Origin of the sequence: Streptomyces canus (assembly GCF_030815415.1) — a bacterium.
GTDB classification, from domain to species: domain Bacteria; phylum Actinomycetota; class Actinomycetes; order Streptomycetales; family Streptomycetaceae; genus Streptomyces; species Streptomyces canus_F.
Genome location: NZ_JAUSWW010000001.1, coordinates 8,567,711 through 8,585,668, shown reverse-complemented (window position 1 = coordinate 8,585,668; position 17,958 = coordinate 8,567,711). Strand labels below are relative to the sequence as shown.

General features: G+C 71.8%; 17 protein-coding genes. 12 read left to right on the top strand and 5 right to left on the bottom strand.

Annotated features, from left to right (window positions below; all coding sequences use genetic code 11):
• Positions 1-102: 102 nt before the first annotated feature.
• The 4 genes from QF037_RS39785 to QF037_RS39770 all read right to left on the bottom strand — a co-directional run bounded on the left by QF037_RS39785 (position 103) and on the right by QF037_RS39770 (position 4,024).
• On the bottom strand, positions 103-1,185 hold the full coding sequence (locus QF037_RS39785) for an acyl-CoA dehydrogenase family protein (protein WP_307033809.1): 1,083 nt from the start codon (positions 1,183-1,185) through the stop codon (positions 103-105).
• Positions 1,182-2,366: an acyl-CoA dehydrogenase family protein gene (locus tag QF037_RS39780; RefSeq protein ID WP_307033807.1), complete on the bottom strand. Its 1,185-nt coding sequence runs from the start codon at positions 2,364-2,366 to the stop codon at positions 1,182-1,184. The genes QF037_RS39785 and QF037_RS39780 overlap by 4 nt, the downstream gene beginning before the upstream one ends.
• Positions 2,363-3,340, bottom strand: coding sequence for an NADPH:quinone oxidoreductase family protein (locus tag QF037_RS39775; protein WP_307033805.1), 978 nt, complete (start codon positions 3,338-3,340; stop codon positions 2,363-2,365). The genes QF037_RS39780 and QF037_RS39775 overlap by 4 nt, the downstream gene beginning before the upstream one ends.
• 111 nt (positions 3,341-3,451) lie before the next feature.
• Positions 3,452-4,024, bottom strand: coding sequence for a helix-turn-helix domain-containing protein (locus QF037_RS39770; protein WP_307033802.1), 573 nt, complete (start codon positions 4,022-4,024; stop codon positions 3,452-3,454).
• Between the two features lie 65 nt (positions 4,025-4,089).
• Between QF037_RS39770 and QF037_RS39765 the strand changes: the two genes are divergently transcribed.
• From QF037_RS39765 to QF037_RS39715, 11 genes are all read left to right on the top strand, one after another.
• Positions 4,090-5,016, top strand: coding sequence for an NAD(P)/FAD-dependent oxidoreductase (locus QF037_RS39765; RefSeq protein ID WP_307033801.1), 927 nt, complete (start codon positions 4,090-4,092; stop codon positions 5,014-5,016).
• A 131-nt stretch (positions 5,017-5,147) separates the two neighbouring features.
• Positions 5,148-6,686 (top strand): ATP-dependent DNA ligase, encoded by a 1,539-nt coding sequence (locus tag QF037_RS39760; RefSeq protein ID WP_307033799.1) that lies wholly within the window; start codon positions 5,148-5,150, stop codon positions 6,684-6,686.
• Positions 6,687-6,697: 11 nt separating this feature from the next.
• A complete protein-coding gene (locus QF037_RS39755; RefSeq protein WP_307033797.1) occupies positions 6,698-7,159 on the top strand; it encodes an NUDIX domain-containing protein in 462 nt (153 codons plus the stop codon).
• Between the two features lie 65 nt (positions 7,160-7,224).
• Positions 7,225-8,610 carry an NADP-dependent succinic semialdehyde dehydrogenase gene (locus QF037_RS39750; RefSeq protein WP_307033795.1) on the top strand — a complete coding sequence of 462 codons (1,386 nt, stop codon included), beginning with the start codon at positions 7,225-7,227 and terminating at the stop codon, positions 8,608-8,610.
• Positions 8,611-8,635: 25 nt separating this feature from the next.
• On the top strand, positions 8,636-8,872 hold the full coding sequence (locus tag QF037_RS39745) for a DUF6213 family protein (RefSeq protein ID WP_234762360.1): 237 nt from the start codon (positions 8,636-8,638) through the stop codon (positions 8,870-8,872).
• 172 nt (positions 8,873-9,044) lie between these two features.
• Positions 9,045-10,106 (top strand): type III polyketide synthase, encoded by a 1,062-nt coding sequence (locus QF037_RS39740; protein ID WP_307033792.1) that lies wholly within the window; start codon positions 9,045-9,047, stop codon positions 10,104-10,106.
• Between the two features lies 1 nt (position 10,107).
• Complete coding sequence (locus tag QF037_RS39735) at positions 10,108-11,325, top strand: cytochrome P450 (RefSeq protein ID WP_307033790.1); 1,218 nt, start codon at positions 10,108-10,110, stop codon at positions 11,323-11,325.
• Positions 11,322-11,843, top strand: a complete 522-nt coding sequence (locus QF037_RS39730) for a cupin domain-containing protein (RefSeq protein ID WP_307033789.1) — start codon at positions 11,322-11,324, stop codon at positions 11,841-11,843. Before QF037_RS39735 ends, QF037_RS39730 begins: the two co-directional genes overlap by 4 nt.
• 87 nt (positions 11,844-11,930) lie before the next feature.
• Positions 11,931-13,307, top strand: coding sequence for a hypothetical protein (locus QF037_RS39725; RefSeq protein WP_307033787.1), 1,377 nt, complete (start codon positions 11,931-11,933; stop codon positions 13,305-13,307).
• 51 nt (positions 13,308-13,358) lie between these two features.
• Complete coding sequence (locus QF037_RS39720) at positions 13,359-14,600, top strand: AAA family ATPase (protein ID WP_307033785.1); 1,242 nt, start codon at positions 13,359-13,361, stop codon at positions 14,598-14,600.
• Complete coding sequence (locus tag QF037_RS39715; RefSeq protein WP_307033783.1) at positions 14,597-15,829, top strand: vWA domain-containing protein; 1,233 nt, start codon at positions 14,597-14,599, stop codon at positions 15,827-15,829. The genes QF037_RS39720 and QF037_RS39715 overlap by 4 nt, the downstream gene beginning before the upstream one ends.
• A gap of 35 nt (positions 15,830-15,864) precedes the next feature.
• Here QF037_RS39715 and QF037_RS39710 read toward each other — a convergent pair whose 3' ends face one another.
• A complete protein-coding gene (locus QF037_RS39710) occupies positions 15,865-17,127 on the bottom strand; it encodes an acyl-CoA dehydrogenase family protein (protein WP_307033781.1) in 1,263 nt (420 codons plus the stop codon).
• A 173-nt stretch (positions 17,128-17,300) separates the two neighbouring features.
• Between QF037_RS39710 and QF037_RS39705 the strand changes: the two genes are divergently transcribed.
• Positions 17,301-17,945 carry a TetR family transcriptional regulator gene (locus QF037_RS39705; RefSeq protein ID WP_307033779.1) on the top strand — a complete coding sequence of 215 codons (645 nt, stop codon included), beginning with the start codon at positions 17,301-17,303 and terminating at the stop codon, positions 17,943-17,945.
• Positions 17,946-17,958 lie beyond the last annotated feature (13 nt).

Here is a 17,958-nt window from a genome sequence, read left to right as displayed (position 1 = left end):
TCGTGACAGGAGTTGGCCGGACTGCCGCCGTCTGTTCATCGCCCCCGCGCGGGGCGCACGAAAAAGCCCGCCCCAGGTGGGACGGGCTTTTCCTGGTGAACGTCAGGGGGCCTGGAGGTCCACGAGTTCGGCCAGTGCGGCACGGTGGGCGCCCGCGGTGCCGTAGGCGATGGAGTCGGCCTTCGCCCGCTTGAGGTACAGGTGGACCGGGTGCTCCCACGTCATACCGATGCCGGCGTGCAGCTGGAGGGCCTCCTCGGCGGCGTGCACGGCGACGGAGGCCGCGTAGGACTGGGCGACGGCGACCGCCACATCGGCGTCCTCGCCGCTCGCCAGCGCGTCGGCCGCGTTGCGCGCCGCGGCCCGCAGGTTGACGACCTCCAGCCACAGCTGGGCGAGCCGGTGCTTGAGCGCCTGGAACCCGCCGACGGACCGGTTGAACTGCTTGCGCTCCTTCAGGTAGCGCACGGTCTCGGTCAGCGTCCAGTCGGCGAGCCCGAGTTGCTCGGAGGCGAGCAGCCCGGCTCCGGACCGCAGCGCCCGTCGTACGGCGGGTTCGGCGTCGCCCAGGAGACGACCGGGCGCACCGTCCAGGGTCACGGTCGCGAGCGGCCGGGTCAGGTCCAGGGACACCTGCGGGGTGACGGTCGCGCTGGAGGCGTCCACCGCGTACAGCCCGCCGTCGTCCGCCGGGACCAGCAGCACATCGGCGGCCGTGGCGTCCGCGATGCCGGTCAACTCCCCGTGCAGGGAGCCGCCTTCATGGCGTACGACCTTGTAGGCGCCGCCCGCGGCGACGTGCAGCGAGACAGCGAGGGCGCCGATCTTCCGTCCCGATGCCACCTCGGCGAGCAGGTCCTCGGTGCCGCAGGCCAGCAGCGCCTCGGTCGCGACGACGGCGCTGGTGAGGTACGGCACCGGGGCGACCGCCCGCCCCAACTCCTCCAGCACGACAGCGGCTTCGCGGTGCGTGGCACCCTGGCCGCCCTGCGCCTCCGGCACCAGGAGTCCGGCGAGGCCCATGCCGTCCGCGAGGGCCTTCCAGGCAGCGAGGTCGTGCGGGGCGTCGGACTCGGTGCGGGCGATGACGCCGGGGGCGTCGCAGTGGTCGGCGAGCAGGTCCCGTACGGCGGACCGCAGCGCGTCTTCCTCCTCCGAGTACAGCAGGTCGGGCGCCTTTTTCATCGGGACAGGTCCTTCCATGCGACGTCCTTGTCGGTGCGCGGTTCCGAGGGCAGGCCCAGGACGCGCTCGGCGACGATGTTCAGCAGGACCTCGCTGGTCCCGCCCTCGATGCTGTTGCCCTTGGAGCGGAGGTAGCGGTAGCCGGCGTCGCGGCCGACGAAGTCCACCATCTCGGGCCGGCGCATGGTCCAGTCGTCGTACAACAGGCCTTCCTCGCCGCGGAGTTCGACCTCCAGGCCGCTGATCTCCTGGTTGAGGCGGGCGAAGGCGAGCTTCATGCCGGCGCCCTCGGGGCCGGGCTGGCCCAGGGCGAGCTGCTGGCGCAGTCGTTCGCCGGTGAGACGGGCGACCTCGGCCTCGACCCACAGCTTCAGCAGGCGCTGGTGCAGATCGTGGGTGCGCAGCTCGGGGCGCTCGCGCCAGGTCCTGGAGACCGGGCCGATCATGCCGCCCTCGCGGGGCAGCCGCATACCGCCGATGGCGACGCGCTCGTTGTTGAGCGTGGTCTGCGCGACCCGCCAGCCGTCGCCGATCTCGCCGAGGCGGCGGGAGTCGGGGATGCGGACGTCGGTGAGGAAGACCTCGTTGAACTCGGCCTCGCCGGTGATCTGGCGCAGCGGCCGCACATCGACGCCGGGGTCGGTCATGTCGCACAGGAAGTACGTGATGCCCGCGTGCTTGGGCACGTCCGGGTCGGTGCGGGCGATGAGGATGGCCCAGCGGGCGTTGTGCGCGCTGGACGTCCACACCTTCTGGCCGTTCACCACCCACTCTCCCCCACTCTCATGGACGGCCCGCGTACCGAGTCCGGCCAGGTCGGATCCGGCGCCGGGCTCGCTGAAGAGCTGGCACCAGACCTCCTCGCCGGTCCACAGGGGGCGCAGGAAGCGCTGCTTCTGCTCGTCGGTGCCGTACTTGAGGATGGTCGGCGCGGCCATGCCGAGGCCGATGCCGTTGCGTCGCGGATCGTTGTCGGGGGCGCCCGCGGCCTCCAGCTCGGCGTCCACGACGGCTTGGAGGGAGCGCGCGGCACCGAGTCCGCCGAGGCCCTCGGGGTAGTGCACCCATGCCAGGCCGGCGTCGAAGCGGGCCTTCAGGAAGTCGAGGCGGTCCGTGGTGGCCGGCGGGTGTGCGGCCAGCAATTCCGCTGTGCGGCGCTTGAGTTCGACTGCGTCGGTCATGCGGTGGCTCCGTTCGGCAGAGACGGGACGACGGCGACCCGGCCCGTCGTGACCCCGGCACCGACCCGCTGGACCGCGGCCGCGGCTTCGCTCAGCGGCACCCGCTCGCTGACCAGCGGCTTGATGGCGCCCCGGGCGGCGAGTTCGGTGAGCTGCTCGTGGCAGTGCTGGACCAGTTTGGGGTTCTTGGTGTTGTAGAGGCCCCAGTGCAGGCCGAGGATCGCGTAGTTCTTCACCAGTGCGTGGTTGAGGCCCGGGCTGGGGATGGTCCCGCTGGCGAAGCCCACGACCACGATCCGGCCCTCGAAGGCGACGACCTTGGTGGACTGCGTGTAGGCCTCGCCGCCGACCGGGTCGTAAATGACGTCGGCGCCCCGGCCGCCGGTGGCCTCCTTCACGGCGGCGATGACGTTCTCCGCTCGCCGGTCGATCACGACGTCGCAGCCCAGCTCCCGCGCCACCGCGGCCTTGTCGGCACCGCCCACGACACCGATCACGGTGGCGCCGGCCGCCTTCCCGAGCTGCACGGCGGCGCTGCCGACCCCACCGGCGGCGGCGTGGACGAGCAGCGTCTCACCGGCCTCCAGACGGGCTCGCCGGTGCAGACCGAACCAGCCCGTCTGGTACCCGATGTGCAGCGCGGCCGCCTCCGCGTCGTCCAGCGACTCCGGCGCGGGCAGCAGCCCGGCGGCATCGGCGACGGCGTACTCGGCGAAACCGCCGTACGGCAGCGCGGGGTTGGCGAGCACGCGGCGCCCGTCCTCGGTCTCGCCGCAGATCTCCACGCCCGGCGTGAAGGGCAGCGGCGGCTGCACCTGGTAGTGGCCGCGGCACATCAGCACATCGGGGAAGTTGATGTTCGCGGCACGCACCTTCAGCAGGACCTGGCCGTCGCCGGGCGTCGGTGTCGCCACCTCCTCGAGGCGCATCACCTCGCTCGGCTCGCCGTTCTCGTGCACTTGCCATGCCTGCATGCGGTGCCTCCACGCGACTGCATCGTCTGACGGGGTCCACCGCATACTAAGCGGTCGCTTGCCCATCAGGGAACAGCCCGCCGCGGAACAGTAGCGGGCATCACGCGGGCGTCACGACCTCCGGGGCTGCGCCCGTACGTGCATCCGCTCCCCCTGCGGACCGAACAGGCTCAGGAACTCCACCGGCCCCTCCCCCGTCGACCCGAACCAGTGCGGCACCCGCGTGTCGAACTCGGCCGCCTCCCCGGCCGCGAGCACCACGTCGTGCTCGCCCAGCACCATCCGCAGCCGGCCGGCCAGCACGTACAGCCACTCGTAGCCCTCATGGGTGCGCGGCTCGGGCTCCTCCCGGCCCTGCGGCACCAGCACCTTGTACGCCTGGAGCCCGCCGGGCTGCCGGGTGAGCGGCCAGTAGGTGCGCCCGTGCCGCACGAGCGGCTTGGACCGCACCCGCGGGTCCCCCACCGCGGGCGTCCCGATCAGCTCGTCGAGCGGCACCTGATGGGCCTGCGCGATCGGCAGCAGCAGCTCCAGGCTGGGCTTGCGCAGACCGGACTCCAGCCGGGACAAGGTGCTCACGGAGATCCCGGTCGACTCGGAGAGCGCCGCGAGCGTCACCTCCCGGTCCTTCCGGATCCGTCGCAGCCGGGGCCCGACCTCCGCGAGAACGTCATCGGTAGTCATGTCGCATATTGCAGAATCAGCAAAGAAGTTTGTCAATCCCGCATCCGCGGGACGACCGTGTCGGTATGACGGAGACAAGCGAGACCTACGAAGTGATCGTGATCGGCGGCGGCGCGGCGGGCCTGTCCGCGGCTCTCGTCCTGGGCCGGGCCCGGCGCCGCACCCTCGTCATCGACGCGGGCGAGCCGCGCAACGCGCCCGCCGCGCACATGCAGGGCTATCTGACACGGGACGGCATGCCGCCCGCCGAGTTCCTGGCGATCGGCCGGGAGGAGATCGCACGGTACGGCGTCGAGCTCGTGGAGGACCGCGCGGTGGATGTCACCGCCGACTTCACCGTGACGCTGGCGAGCGGCCGCACGGTCCGGGCCCGGCGCCTCGTGATCGCGACCGGCCTGAAGGACGAGCTCCCGCCCGTGCCCGGCGTCGCCGAGCGCTTCGGCCGGGACGTGCTGCACTGTCCCTACTGCCACGGCTGGGAGGTCCGCGACCAGGCCTTCGGCGTGCTCGCGACCACTCCGCTGAGCGTCCACCAGGCGCTGATGGTGTCGCAGTGGTCGAAGGAAGTGACGCTCTTCCTGCACGAGCTCGCGGAGACCGACCTGTCGGCCGACGACGTGCGCAGGCTCGCCGCCGCGAGCGTGAAGGTCGTGCCCGGCGAGGTCGCCGAGCTGGTGGTGGCCGAGGACCGCCTCACGGCCGTACGCCTGAAGGACGGCAAGACGTTCGCACGCGAGGTCGTCTTCACCGCCCCCCGGGCCGTCCCCCGGACGGATCTTCTCGCGCGGCTCGGCGCGAAGCTGAACGAGACCCCCTTCGGTTCGTACCCCGTCGTCGACCCGACCGGCCAGACCACCGTGCCCGGTGTCTGGGCTGCCGGCAACGCGATGGGCTTCGGCGAGCAGGTGGTCAACGCGGCGGCGGGCGGCTACCGGGCCGGGGCCACCATCAACGGCGACCTGCTGATGACCGACCTCGACGCAACGCCCTGAAGGGGCGCGGGGCCGGGCCGTGTCGATCAGCGGCTCCGCCGCGGGGCGCGACCAGCCCCCACGCACCCGCGGACGAAACGCAACCCGTCACTCGGCATGAAATCCAGCGAAGCGTCCCGCACCCTGGATGCATGCTGCTTGCCCGGCTGGCCCAGGTGTCCCAGGCGGTCGCCGCGACCTCGGCGCGCTCGAAGAAGATCGCGCTGCTCGCCGAGCTGTTCCGGGAGGCCGAGCCGGACGACGTGCCGGTCGTCATCCCGTATCTGGCGGGACGGCTGCCGCAAGGGCGGCTCGGGGTGGGCTGGAAGGTGCTGAGCCGCCCGGTCGCCCCGGCCGCCGTGCCGAGCCTGGCCGTCCGTGACGTGGACACCCTGTTCACCGAGCTCGGCAAGGTCTCGGGCACCGGCTCACAGGCCGAACGAACCCGGCTGGTCGGGGAGTTGATGGGCGCCGCCACCGAGGACGAGCAGCGGTTCCTGTTCGGGCTGATCAGCGGCGAGGTACGGCAGGGCGCGCTGGACGCGGTCGCCACGGAGGGGCTCGCGCAGGCGACGGAGGCACCGCCGGCCGACGTCCGCCGGGCGGTGATGCTCGCGGGTTCCCTCCAGACGGTCGCCGAGGCCCTGCTCGCGGACGGCCCCGCCGCTCTGGACCGCTTCCGGCTCACCGTCGGCCGCCCGGTCCTGCCGATGCTGGCGCACAGCGCGTCCTCGGTGGCCGAGGCGGTCGAGAAGCTGGGCGCGTGCGTGGTCGAGGAGAAGCTGGACGGCATCCGGGTCCAGGTGCACCGCAGCGGCGACGACGTACGGATCTACACCCGCACCCTCGACGAGATCACCGACCGGCTGCCCGAACTGACGGCTGCCGCACTGGAGTTGAGGGGCGAGCGTTTCATTCTGGACGGGGAGGTCATCTCCTTCGACGCGGAAGGGCGACCGCGTTCCTTCCAGGAGACGGCCGGACGTGTGGGCTCCCGGGTGGACGTGACGACGGCCGCCGCCGAGGTCCCCGTCTCCCCCGTCTTCTTCGACGCCCTGTCGGTCGACGACCGCGATCTGCTGGACCTCCCCTTCGCCGAGCGGCACGCGGAGCTGGCGCGGCTGGTCCCCGAGCCGATGCGGGTGCGGCGGACACCGGTGTCCGGCCCGGAGGACGTCGGCGCGGCCGAGGCCTTCCTCGCCGAGACGCTGGAGCGCGGCCACGAGGGCGTGGTGGTGAAGTCACTCGACGCCCCGTACAGCGCGGGCCGCCGTGGCGCGTCCTGGCTGAAGGTCAAGCCCGTGCACACCCTCGACCTGGTGGTCCTGGCGGCCGAGTGGGGCCACGGCCGCCGCACGGGCAAGCTCTCCAACCTCCACCTCGGCGCCCGCACCGCCGACGGCGGCTTCGCCATGCTCGGCAAGACCTTCAAGGGCATGACCGACGCGATGCTGACCTGGCAGACCGAGCGGCTCCAGGAACTGGCCGTCGACACCGACGGCTACGTGGTGACCGTACGCCCCGAACTCGTCGTGGAGATCGCCTACGACGGTCTCCAGAGGTCCACCCGATACCCGGCCGGCGTCACGCTCCGTTTCGCCCGCGTGGTCCGCTACCGGGAGGACAAACGGCCGGAGGAGGCCGACACGGTGGAGACGCTGCTGGCCGCGCACCCGGGAGTCAAGCCGTGAAGCATCCGGGAGTGAGGACGAGCGCCGGCCTGCTGTTGTTCCGGCACACCGATGGCGGCCTCGAGGTGTTGCTGGGCCATATGGGCGGCCCGTTCTTCGCGCGCCGCGACGCCGGGGCCTGGACCGTGCCGAAGGGCGAGTACGTGCCCGACGAGGAATCCGCCTGGGACGCCGCTCGGCGCGAGTTCCAGGAGGAGCTCGGCCTGCCGCCGCCCGACGGGGAGGCCGTGGCGCTCGGTGAGGTGAAGCAGACCAACGGCAAGGTCGTCACGGCGTGGGCGATCGAGGCGGACCTCGATCCGGTGACCGTCGTGCCGGGCACCTTCCGGATGGAGTGGCCGCCGAAGTCGGGCCGGCAGCAGGAGTTCCCCGAACTGGACCGCGTCGCGTGGTTCGCCCTGGACCGGGCCCGGACCGTGATCGTCACGGCACAGACCACGTTTCTCGACCGGCTGGCGGAGCACTCGCCCTGACACGTTGCGGCGGGCGCCGCCGCGCGGGAAGGTCGAAACACAGTCCGCTGCCCAGGAGGTCGGTCATGCCCATCGCGACGGTGAACCCTGCGAACGGCGAGACGCTCAAGACATACGAGGCCATGGGCCCCGAGGAGATCGAGCGCAGGCTCCAGCTCGCGGAGGCCACGTTCCGCACGTATCGGACGACGCCCTTCGCGGAACGGGCCCGGCTGATGCACCGGGCCGCCGGTCTGCTCGACGGGTTGCAGCCGGACATCGCGCGGATCATGACCACCGAGATGGGCAAGCCGGTCAAGCAGGCCCGCGCCGAGGTGGCCAAGTGCGCCAAGGCGATGCGCTGGTACGCCGAGCACGCCGAGTCGCTGCTGGCCGACGAGGAGCCGGCCGACGACGACGTCAAGGACTCGGGCGCGTCCCGGGCCCGTGTGCGCTACCGCCCCCTGGGTCCGGTGCTCGCGGTGATGCCGTGGAACTTCCCGCTCTGGCAGGTGATCCGGTTCGCCGCGCCCGCGCTCATGGCCGGCAACGTCGGTCTCCTCAAGCACGCCTCCAACGTCCCCCAGACCGCCCTCTTCCTGGAGGACCTCTTCCACCAGGCGGGCTACTCGGAGGGCACTTTCCAGACCCTCCTCATCGGCTCCGGCGAGGTCGAGGAGATCCTGCGCGACGAACGCGTCAGGGCGGCGACACTCACCGGCAGTGAGCCCGCCGGGCGGGCGGTCGCGTCGGTGTGCGGGGACATGGTGAAGAAGACCGTGCTGGAGCTGGGCGGCAGCGACCCGTACGTGGTCATGCCGTCCGCCGACATCGACCGGGCCGCGCGGATCGCGGTCACGGCGCGTGTCCAGAACAACGGGCAGTCCTGCATCGCCGCCAAGCGGTTCATCGTCCACACGGACGTGTACGACGCCTTCGCCGAACGGTTCGTCGAGGGTATGAAGGCGCTGAAGGTCGGTGATCCGCTGGAGGAGGGGACGGACGTCGGTCCGCTGTCGAGCGAGCAGGGGCGGGCGGATCTGGAGGAGCTGGTCGACGACGCCAGGCGCGGTGGCGCGAGCGTGCTGTGCGGCGGGGAGCGGCCCGACGGGGACGGCTGGTACTACCCGCCGACCGTACTCGCCGGCATCACCCGCGAGATGCGGATCCACCGCGAGGAGGCCTTCGGGCCGGTCGCCACGCTGTACCGCGCGGGCGACCTCGACGAGGCCGTGCTCATCGCCAACGACTCACCCTTCGGACTGAGTTCGAACGTGTGGACCCGGGACGAGGCCGAGGTCGACCGGTTCGTACGGGATCTGGAGGCCGGCGGTGTGTTCTTCAACGGCATGACCGCCTCGCATCCGGCGTTCCCGTTCGGCGGGGTGAAGCGGTCCGGGTACGGGCGTGAGCTGTCCGGGCACGGAATCCGCGAGTTCTGCAACATCACGACGGTTTGGCACGGAGCGTGACGCTTGCGCGGCTAACATCCCCGATGTGAACCGCGAAGTGACTTTGCCTCTGATCGTCGATGACCGCGGGACCTTGCAGGTGGCTGCGGCCGATGTGAGCAAGCTTTTGCGGACCGTGGGTGGGCGGTGGCTGCATCTTGTCGAGGCCGGGGAGGACGGGCTCGACGAGGACACCGTGGCGGCGTTGACCATCGAGCTCGCGAAGCTTGCGGATCGTATCGATGTGGCGTGCATCGCGCACAGCAGCGGGAGTGCGCCGTAGGGGGTGCTTTGTCGATGCCGTCTACGGGTTCGTCGTGGCTGGTCACGCAGTTCCCCGCGCCCCTTCAGGTGTCTCCAGGCGTCCTGCGTTCGGAGTAGTCCCGCGCGAAGTCGTCGGACTCTCAGGTGATCGTGGACTGGACCACTTCCTGAGGTGAAGGCAGGCACGGTTCATGGCGACATTGTGCAGACCCTCGGTGTCCGTCCCGGAGTATGTGATCACGATGGAGGAGACGCTGGAGCTGGCTCGCTCCCGGCACTCCGACCATCCCCAACTGGCTCTGGCCCTCCGGCTGATCGAGAACACCGGGGTCCGCACCCGCCACATCGTGCAGCCCATCGAGGAGACGCTGAAGCACCCGGGCTTCGAGGAGCGCAACAAGGTCTACGTGGCCGAGGCGAAGACGCGGGTGCCGGCCGTGGTGCAGCGGGCGCTCGACGACGCCGGGGTTCTGACCAGGGACATCGATGTCATCATCTACGTGTCCTGCACGGGCTTCATGATGCCCTCGCTGACGGCCTGGCTGATCAACGAGATGGGCTTCGAGAGCACCACCCGGCAGCTCCCCATAGCCCAGCTGGGCTGCGCGGCCGACGGGGCCGCGATCAACCGGGCGCACGACTTCTGCACGGCCTACCCCGAGGCCAACGCCCTCATCGTCGCCTGTGAGTTCTGCTCGCTGTGCTACCAGCCCACCGACCTCGGCATCGGGAACCTCCTCTCCAACGGGCTGTTCGGGGACGGGATCGCCGCCGCCGTGGTGCGCGGACGGGGCGGCGAGGGGATCTCGCTGGAGCACAGCGGGTCGTATCTGATCCCCAAGACCGAGGAGTGGATCATGTACGACGTCCGGGCCACCGGATTCCACTTCCAGCTGGACAAGCGGGTGCCGGCCACCATGGAGCCGCTCGCGCCCGCGCTCCAGGACCTCGCGGGGCTGCACGGCTGGGACGCCGCCGACCCGGACTTCTACATCGTCCACGCGGGCGGGCCCCGAATACTCGACGACCTCAGCAAGTTCCTCCAGGTCGACCCCGACGCCTTCCGGTTCAGCCGGGCCACCCTCACCGAGTACGGCAACATCGCCAGCGCCGTCGTGCTGGACGCGCTGCGCCGGCTGTTCGACGAGGGCGGTGCGCACGACCGGGCGCGCGGGCTGCTCGCCGGGTTCGGACCCGGCATCACCGCGGAAATGGCCCTGGGCCGCTGGCAGCGCTACGCAGAGACGGCATGACATGACCGAAGAGACGATCACCGAGATCCTGCCCCCCATCCGGCACTGGCCCGCGCTCGACCTGAACGGCGTGGACTTCGACCCGGTGCTCACCGAGCTGATGCGCGAGGGCCCCGTCACCCGGATCCAGCTGCCCAACGGCCAGGGCTGGGCCTGGCTGGTCACCCGGTACGAGGACGTACGCATGGTGACCAACGACCCCCGCTTCAGCCGCGCGGCCGTCATGGACCAGCCCGAGGTCACCCGGCTCGCCCCGCACTTCATCCCGGCCCGCGGCGCGGTGGGCTTCCTGGACCCGCCGGACCACACCCGGCTGCGCCGCTCGGTGGCCGCCGCGTTCACCGCGAAGGGCGTGGAGCGGATCCGCGAGAAGTCCCGGCGGATGCTGGACGAACTGGTCGACGAACTGCTGCAGGACGGCCCGCCGGCCGATCTGACGGCCACCGTCCTGACGCCGTTCCCCATCGCGGTCATCTGCGAGCTGATGGGCGTCCCGGCCGCCGACCGGCACGGCATGCACACCTGGACCCAGCTGATCCTGTCCTCCTCGCACGGCAAGAACGTCAGCGAGAAGGCCAGGAACGAGATGGGTGCCTACTTCGCCGACCTCATCGGGCTCCGGGAGGGCAGCACCGGCGAGGACGTGGCGTCCCTGCTCGGGGCGGCCGTGGGGCGCGGTGAGGTGACGCTGGAGGAGGCGGTGGGCCTCGCGGTCCTGCTCCAGATCGGCGGCGAGGCCGTGACCAACAACAGCGGCCAGATGTTCTACCTGCTGCTCACCCGCCCGGGCCTCGCCGACCGGCTGCGCGCCGAACCGGACATCCGCCCCCGGGCCATCGACGAACTGCTGCGCTACATCCCGCACCGCAACGCGGTCGGTCTGTCCCGGATCGCCCTGGAGGATGTCGGGATCCAGGGCGTACGGATCCGGGCGGGCGACGCGGTCTACGTGTCGTACCTGTCCGCGAACCGCGACCCGGGTGTCTTCCCCTACCCGGAGACGATCGACTTCTCCCGCAGCCCCAACCCCCATGTGTCCTTCGGCTTCGGCCCGCACTACTGTCCCGGCGGCATGCTGGCCCGACTGGAGTCCGAGCTGCTGGTCGACGCTCTGCTGGACCGTCTTCCGGGTCTGAGGCTGGCGGTGCCACAGGACCAGGTCCCCTTCAGGAAGGGCGCGTTGATCCGCGGTCCCGAGGCCCTTCCGGTGACGTGGTGACGGCTACCGAAGGGCTCCTGGTGCCGCCGGGGCACGGCCGGGTCGTCCAGACCCCGGCCCAGCACGTGACCTTCAAGGTGACGGGCCCGCACTCCCAGGCGGCGTCCACCTTCGAGGTGATCGTGCCGCCCGGCTTCGATGTGGGTGCCCATGTGCACACCCGCAGCGAGGAGTTGTTCTACGTCCTCGAAGGCGAGCTGGACGTCCTCGCCTTCGAGCCGCGAATCCGCACCCCCGACAACTGGCAGCGCTGGGAGTCGAGTTCGGGCGGCCGGGTGGTGCGCGCGACGCCGGGGACGGTCATCGTCGTACCGCCCGGCTGCCCTCACGCGTTCGCGAACCCGACGGACTCCCCCGCCAAGATGTTCTTCCAGGCGTCCCCGCCGCCGGACCACGAGCGGTACTTCGAGGAGCTCCTGGAGATCCTCGGCGACGGGGGTCCGCCGGACGACGCGGCGATCGAGGAACTGCGCGGACGGTACGACATCGAGCAGCTGACGCCGCTGAAACACCGTTGACACGGTGGGAGTTGAAGCTACGATCGGCTCGATGACCATTCACTCCGTTCACAGATTGGGGGACCCGTCCGCGCAAGGTGAGTGCTGATGCTCACTTCGCCCGTGACCGGGGATTCCCGCCTTTCCTTCTGGCTGCGCGTGCGCGAGTTCGCCGTGCCGCCCTCGATGATCGAGACCGCGACCGCTCGACGCCTCGCCGGTGACTGGGGCGGTGCCTGTGCCGCCGCGGGGTTCGATGTCGATCTCCAGCCGCGTTCCGTGGCGCGTGTCCATGGCGCGGAGCTCGCCGCCCGGGTCCGGGCCGATCTCCGGCATCTGGCTCCCGATCTGCTGCGCTGGCACATGCCGAGAATCGCTCCCGACGGGCTGCTGCGCCCGGGCGTGACCCTCACGCTGGCCCGCTACGACAGTCCCGGCGTGCGGCCGGTGCACCTCGTGGTGCGAACCCCGCCCGCCTGGGCGGATGCCGGGCAGCGGATCAGTCTCGCGCTGTGGGACGGATCGTCCGGGGCCGGTGGCGGCCGGCACCCGCATCCCCCGCCCCACCGGCGGTACCGGCTCGACCTGCACCGTCATCTGTGGGATGCGCGCAGGGTCGATGAGCTGCGGGTCCGCTCAGGCGTCGACGACCCTCCCGTCACGGATCCGGCTGTCCTGCGGCTGGTGCCGCCGGGGCGCCGCTGTGCCGTCGAGCGGTGGGCGGCCGAGGCAGCGATCCTGCTCCGCGCCGAGGGCCGTTCCGACGGTCGCGTGATCGTGCGGTGCGGGGCCCGGCAGCGGCTGGCCCTGGACCTGGCCGCCGACCGGGACGGGCCGCCGGCGATGCGGATCACCGAGGCGTCCAGATCTGCCGACGCCTCCGCGCTGCCGGTGCTGCCCGACGCGGCGACCTGGGTACTGCCCGACCTGGAGCTCCTCCGCGCCGGTGCGATCGAGGCCGGGCGGCTGCATCCGCTGGTCGCCCCCGCCCTCGTACCGGGACATGTGCCGGATGCCGAGGCCGCGGCGCCGGACCCGGCGGGACGGCCTCGGCTCGTCGACTGCCGGGGCGCCCTGCACCGGATCGGCCTGGTCGACGGGGTGCTGGCCCCGCTGGACCACGATCCGGACGAGGTCCGGCGGGAAGAGCTGCTGGCCGCACTGAGCGGCACGCCGCTGCCCTGTCTGCGGGTCATCGACGAGACGCACCGGCATCCGGAGTGCCTCGACGACGTCCGTGAACGCCTCGCCCACGGGGACGTCTCCGGTGCGCTGGCCGTCGTGGAGGGGCTGCTCGGCCCCGACGCGGTGCTGCGCGGCGGTGCGCTGCGGGACGAGTTGGAGGCGGCCGCACGACAGCGGATCGTCTACGGGCTGTTCAGGGCGGGCATGGCGGGCCCCGGACCCGGTCGCGTCCGCTTCGACGAGGCCCGCCCCCGTCCGGGCGCCCACCGCTCGCGCCCACGCCTCGCCACCCGCGGCTGACCCCGCACCCACCCTCCTCACGTCCCTTCCTGCTACCCAAGGTGATGACACATGCCCACTTGTACGCCCGTTGCTGCTCCCCCTGTCTCTCAACTCGCCGTCGCCGCCGACCTGTTGACCCTGCTCCGCGACACCACCACCGAGCCGCGCCCCGACATCCAGCTGGAGGCCCTGACCCTGGCCGTGGCCGCGGATCTGCCCGTGCTGCTGTGGGGCGAGCCCGGCATCGGCAAGACCGCGGCCCTGACCCAGCTCGCCACGGCCCTGGACCTGCCCCTGACCACGGTGATCGCCAGCGTGCACGAGCCCTCCGACTTCTCGGGGCTGCCCGTCGTGGGGGACGACCCCGCGGAACAGGGCGTCCCCATGGCCCCGCCGGACTGGGCCGTACGCCTGGTCCGGGCCGGCCGGGGCCTGCTGTTCCTGGACGAGCTGTCCACCGCGCCGCCGGCCGTGCAGGCCGCTCTGCTCCGGCTGGTGCTGGAGCGGCGGATCGGCGCCCTTCAACTGCCGCCCGGGGTCCGGATCGTGGCCGCCGCCAACCCGCGGTCCTCGGCGGCCGACGGCTGGGAGCTGAGCCCGCCGCTGGCCAACCGGTTCGTCCATCTGCAGTGGACCCACGACCACGAGGTCGTCGTACGCGGTCTCGGCGGAACCTGGCCCCGGGCGACGCTGCCTCGGCTCGCCCCGGAGAAGCTGCCGGAGGCCGTGGACTTCGCGCGGCGTGCGGTGTGCGGGCTGCTCGCCGCCCGCCCCGCGCTCGTGCACCGGCTGCCGAACAGCGAGACCCGCCGGGGCGGCCCCTGGCCCTCGCCCCGCAGCTGGGACATGACGCTGAGCCTGATCGCCTTCGCGAGCGCGGCCGGTTCCTCCCGGGATGTGCTGTCCCTGCTGGTCCGGGGGACCGTGGGCGACGGGCCGGGGCTCGAACTGCTGGCGAGCGTCGACCGGATGGATCTGCCCGACCCCGAGCTGCTGCTCGCCGATCCGACGGGGGCCGTGCTGCCCGAGCGGGGCGATCTGCGGCAGGCCGCGCTCGACGGGGTGGTGGCGGCGGTCCGCGCACGGCCGGACCGGGCCCGCTGGGACGCCGCGTGGGCGCTGCTGGTGCGCGCGGTGGAGACCGGGGCGCCGGACCTGGTGGTCGTGCCCGCGAGCACGCTCGCCTCGCTGCGGCGGGAGGACTGGGACGTGCCTGCGTCGATCGAGCAGCTCGCCGGGGTGGTGACCCTGTCCCGGCGGGCCGACGAGGCGGCGTCGCGCGCCAAGGCCGCGGTGAGGGCGGGCCGTTGAGCGGGGACGCGCGCGGGGCGCTGGACCTCGACAAGCTCTTCGCGGCCCGGCTCCAGGCCGCGCGGGCCCGGCCCTATCTCGCGACGGCCCTGTTCGCCCTGCACACCGTCGCGTCACCACGGGTGCCGACCATGGCCGTCGACCGGCACTGGCGGTGCTATGTCTCACCGGGGTTCGTGGACCGGACTCCCGTCGAGGAGCTGGCCGGGGTGTGGGTGCACGAGGTGTCGCACCTGCTGCGCGACCATCACGGGCGCGGGGACCGGGTGGCCCGGGAACGCGGGCTGACCGGAGCCGGGGAACGGCTGCGGATGAACATCGCCGCGGACTGCGAGATCAACGACGACGCCTTCGGCGACGGCCTGGTCCGGCCCGAGGGCGCGGTCCGCCCGGAGTCCCTGCGCCTGCCCGCCGGGCAGCTCATGGAGGACTACCTGCGCCAGTTCCGGCTCGGGCCGTTGACGCAGGATCTCTCCTGGCTGGACTGCGGCAGCGGCGCCGACGGACTGGACCGGGAGTGGGACCTGGGGCCGAAGGGCGCGCACGGCCTGAGTGAGCAGGAACGGGACGCGGTCCGGTTCCGGGTGGCCCAGGGCATCACCGCGCGTCCGGGGACGACCCCGCAGGGCTGGCAGCGGTGGGCGCAGGACGCGTTCCATCCGCCGCAGCAGTGGCGGGAGTTGCTGGGCGCGGCGGTCCGCTCGGCGGCCTCCGGCCCCGGCGTGGGCGAGGACTACACGTACGGCCGCCCTTCGCGGCGCTCGGCGTCCGTGCCCGGTGCCGTGCTGCCGAGCCTGCGGCGCAGACCGCCCCGGGTCTGCGTGGTGATCGACACGTCCGGGTCGGTCAGCGATGCCGAACTGGGCAGTGCGCTGTTGGAGGTCGCCGCCATCGCGCGTGCCGTGGGCGGCCGGCGCGACCTGGTCTCGGTGCTGCCGTGCGACGCGGCGGCCCAGTTCATCCATCCGCTCTGCCGCGGCGAGGGCATCCCGCTGACGGGCGGCGGGGGCACGGATCTGCGGACGGGCTTCGCCAGGGCGCTGCGGGCGCGTCCCAAGCCCGATGTCGTCGTGGTCCTGACGGACGGCCAGACACCCTGGCCGGACACCCGGCCACCGTGCCGGACGGTGGTGGGACTCTTCCCGCGGTCCGCTTCCTGGGACGAGGACGATCCCGACTACGTGCCGGACTCCCCGCCCGACTGGGCCCGGGTGGTGGAGATCGGGTAGGGGCGCCGGCTGCCGTGCCGGCGCCCCCGCCGGCGCTATCGGATCGGCATCCCCGACAGGGTGCGGGCGATCACCAGGCGCTGGATCTCGCTCGTGCCCTCGAAGATGGTGTAGATCGCGGCGTCACGGTGCATCCGCTCCACCGGGTACTCCCGGGTGTAGCCGTTGCCGCCGAGTATCTGGATCGCCTGGGCCGTGACCTTCTTCGCCGTCTCGCTCGCGAAGAGCTTCGACATCGAGCCCTCGGCAGCGGTGAACGGCTTGCCGTTGACGGCCATCCAGGAGGCGCGCCAGACCAGGAGACGGGCGGCGTCGATGGAGGTGCGCATGTCGGCGAGCTGGAAGGCGACGCCCTGGTTGTCGATGATCGGGCGGCCGAACTGCTCGCGGGTCTTGGCGTAGTCGAGGGCGACCTCGTACGCGGCCCGGGCGGTGCCCACCGCCATCGCGCCGACGGCCGGACGGGAGGCCTCGAACGTGGCCATCGCCGCGTTCTTCACGCTCCCCCACTCTCGACTTCGCTCGAGCGGGGGGACCCCCATGCCGCCGGCCTTCGCGCGCTCACGGGCGCGGGCCAGACGCTCGTCCAGCTTCTCCTTGCCGCCGAGGAGGCAGGAGCCCGGGACGCGGACGTTCTCCAGCACCACCTCGGCGGTGTGGGAGGCGCGGATGCCGTGCTTCTTGAACTTCTGGCCCTGGGACAGGCCGGGGGTGTTCGGCGGGATGATGAAGGACGCGTGGCCCTTGGAGCCGAGCTCGGAGTCGATGACGGCGACGACGACGTGGACGTTGGCGATACCGCCGTTGGTCGCCCAGGTCTTCGTGCCGTTGAGCACCCACTCGTCCTTGGCCTCGTCGTACACCGCACGGGTGCGCATCGAGGCCACGTCCGAGCCGGCGTCGGGCTCGGAGGAGCAGAACGCGGCGACCTTGACGTCGTTCGCGTCGCCGTACATCTGCGGGATCCAGGTACCGATCTGCTCCTCGGTGCCGTTGGCGAGGACGCCCACGGCGGCCAGCCCGGTGCCGACGATCGACAGGGCGATGCCCGCGTCGCCCCAGAACAGCTCCTCCATGGCCATCGGAATGCCGAGGCCGGTGGCGTCGAAGTACTGCTGGGCGTAGAAGTCGAGTGAGTAGATACCGACCTTGGCGGCCTCCTGAATGACCGGCCAGGGAGTCTCCTCACGCTCGTCCCATTCGGCGGCCGCAGGCCGGATCACATCGGCCGCGAAGCCGTGCAACCAGTCCCGGACCTCCCTCTGTTCGTCGTTGAGCTCCATGGTGAACTCGGCCATGTCCCCTCCAGCGGCGGCGCACGTGCAATGTTACTAGCGGTAACTCGAGTCTGTTACCCGTCGGTAGGAAAAGTCAACTCCTGATGACCGCTCGGTAGCCCGTTCGATGCGTGGGGCATGGTGAGTGTTAGTTTGCGCAGGCGTCACCGAATCAGCACGGGTGGGGAGAGCTCATGGACACCACGCAGCGGACCGATCAGCAACGGTCCGCCGATCGCCGCCGGCGCGAGCTGCTGGAGGCCGCGGACAGAGTAGTCCTGCGTGACGGACCACAGGCCTCCATGAACGCGATCGCCGCGGAAGCCGGCATCACCAAGCCGATCCTCTACCGTCACTTCGGTGACAAGGGGGGACTTTACGCGGCTTTGGCCAAGAGGCATACGGACGCGTTGCTGGATTCTCTGCGGGCCGCGCTGGACGCTCCGGCGGAGCGGCGCGAGCGGGTGGAGGCCACGCTCGACACGTATCTCGCGGCGATCGAGGCGCGGCCTCAGGTGTACCGGTTCCTGATGCATCCGGCGGACGGCGGGCAGGTCGGAGAACCCGGGTTCGATGTCGGGAAGCACTCCGTGCCGCTGCTTCGACGCATGGGCGAGGAGTTGGCCCAGGTCATCGAGGACCGGCTGGATCTCGGGCCCGGGGGGCAGCAGTTGGCCCGGGTGTGGGGGCACGGGATCGTCGGGATGATGCACGCCGCCGGGGACTGGTGGCTGGGGGAACGGCCGTGCTCGCGTGCGGAGTTGGTGCGAAGTCTGGCCGACCTCTTGTGGGGGCGGCTTGCGGCGGCCGGGGACAAAGTGGGCGGTCCGGGGTTCTGACGGTCGTATGTCG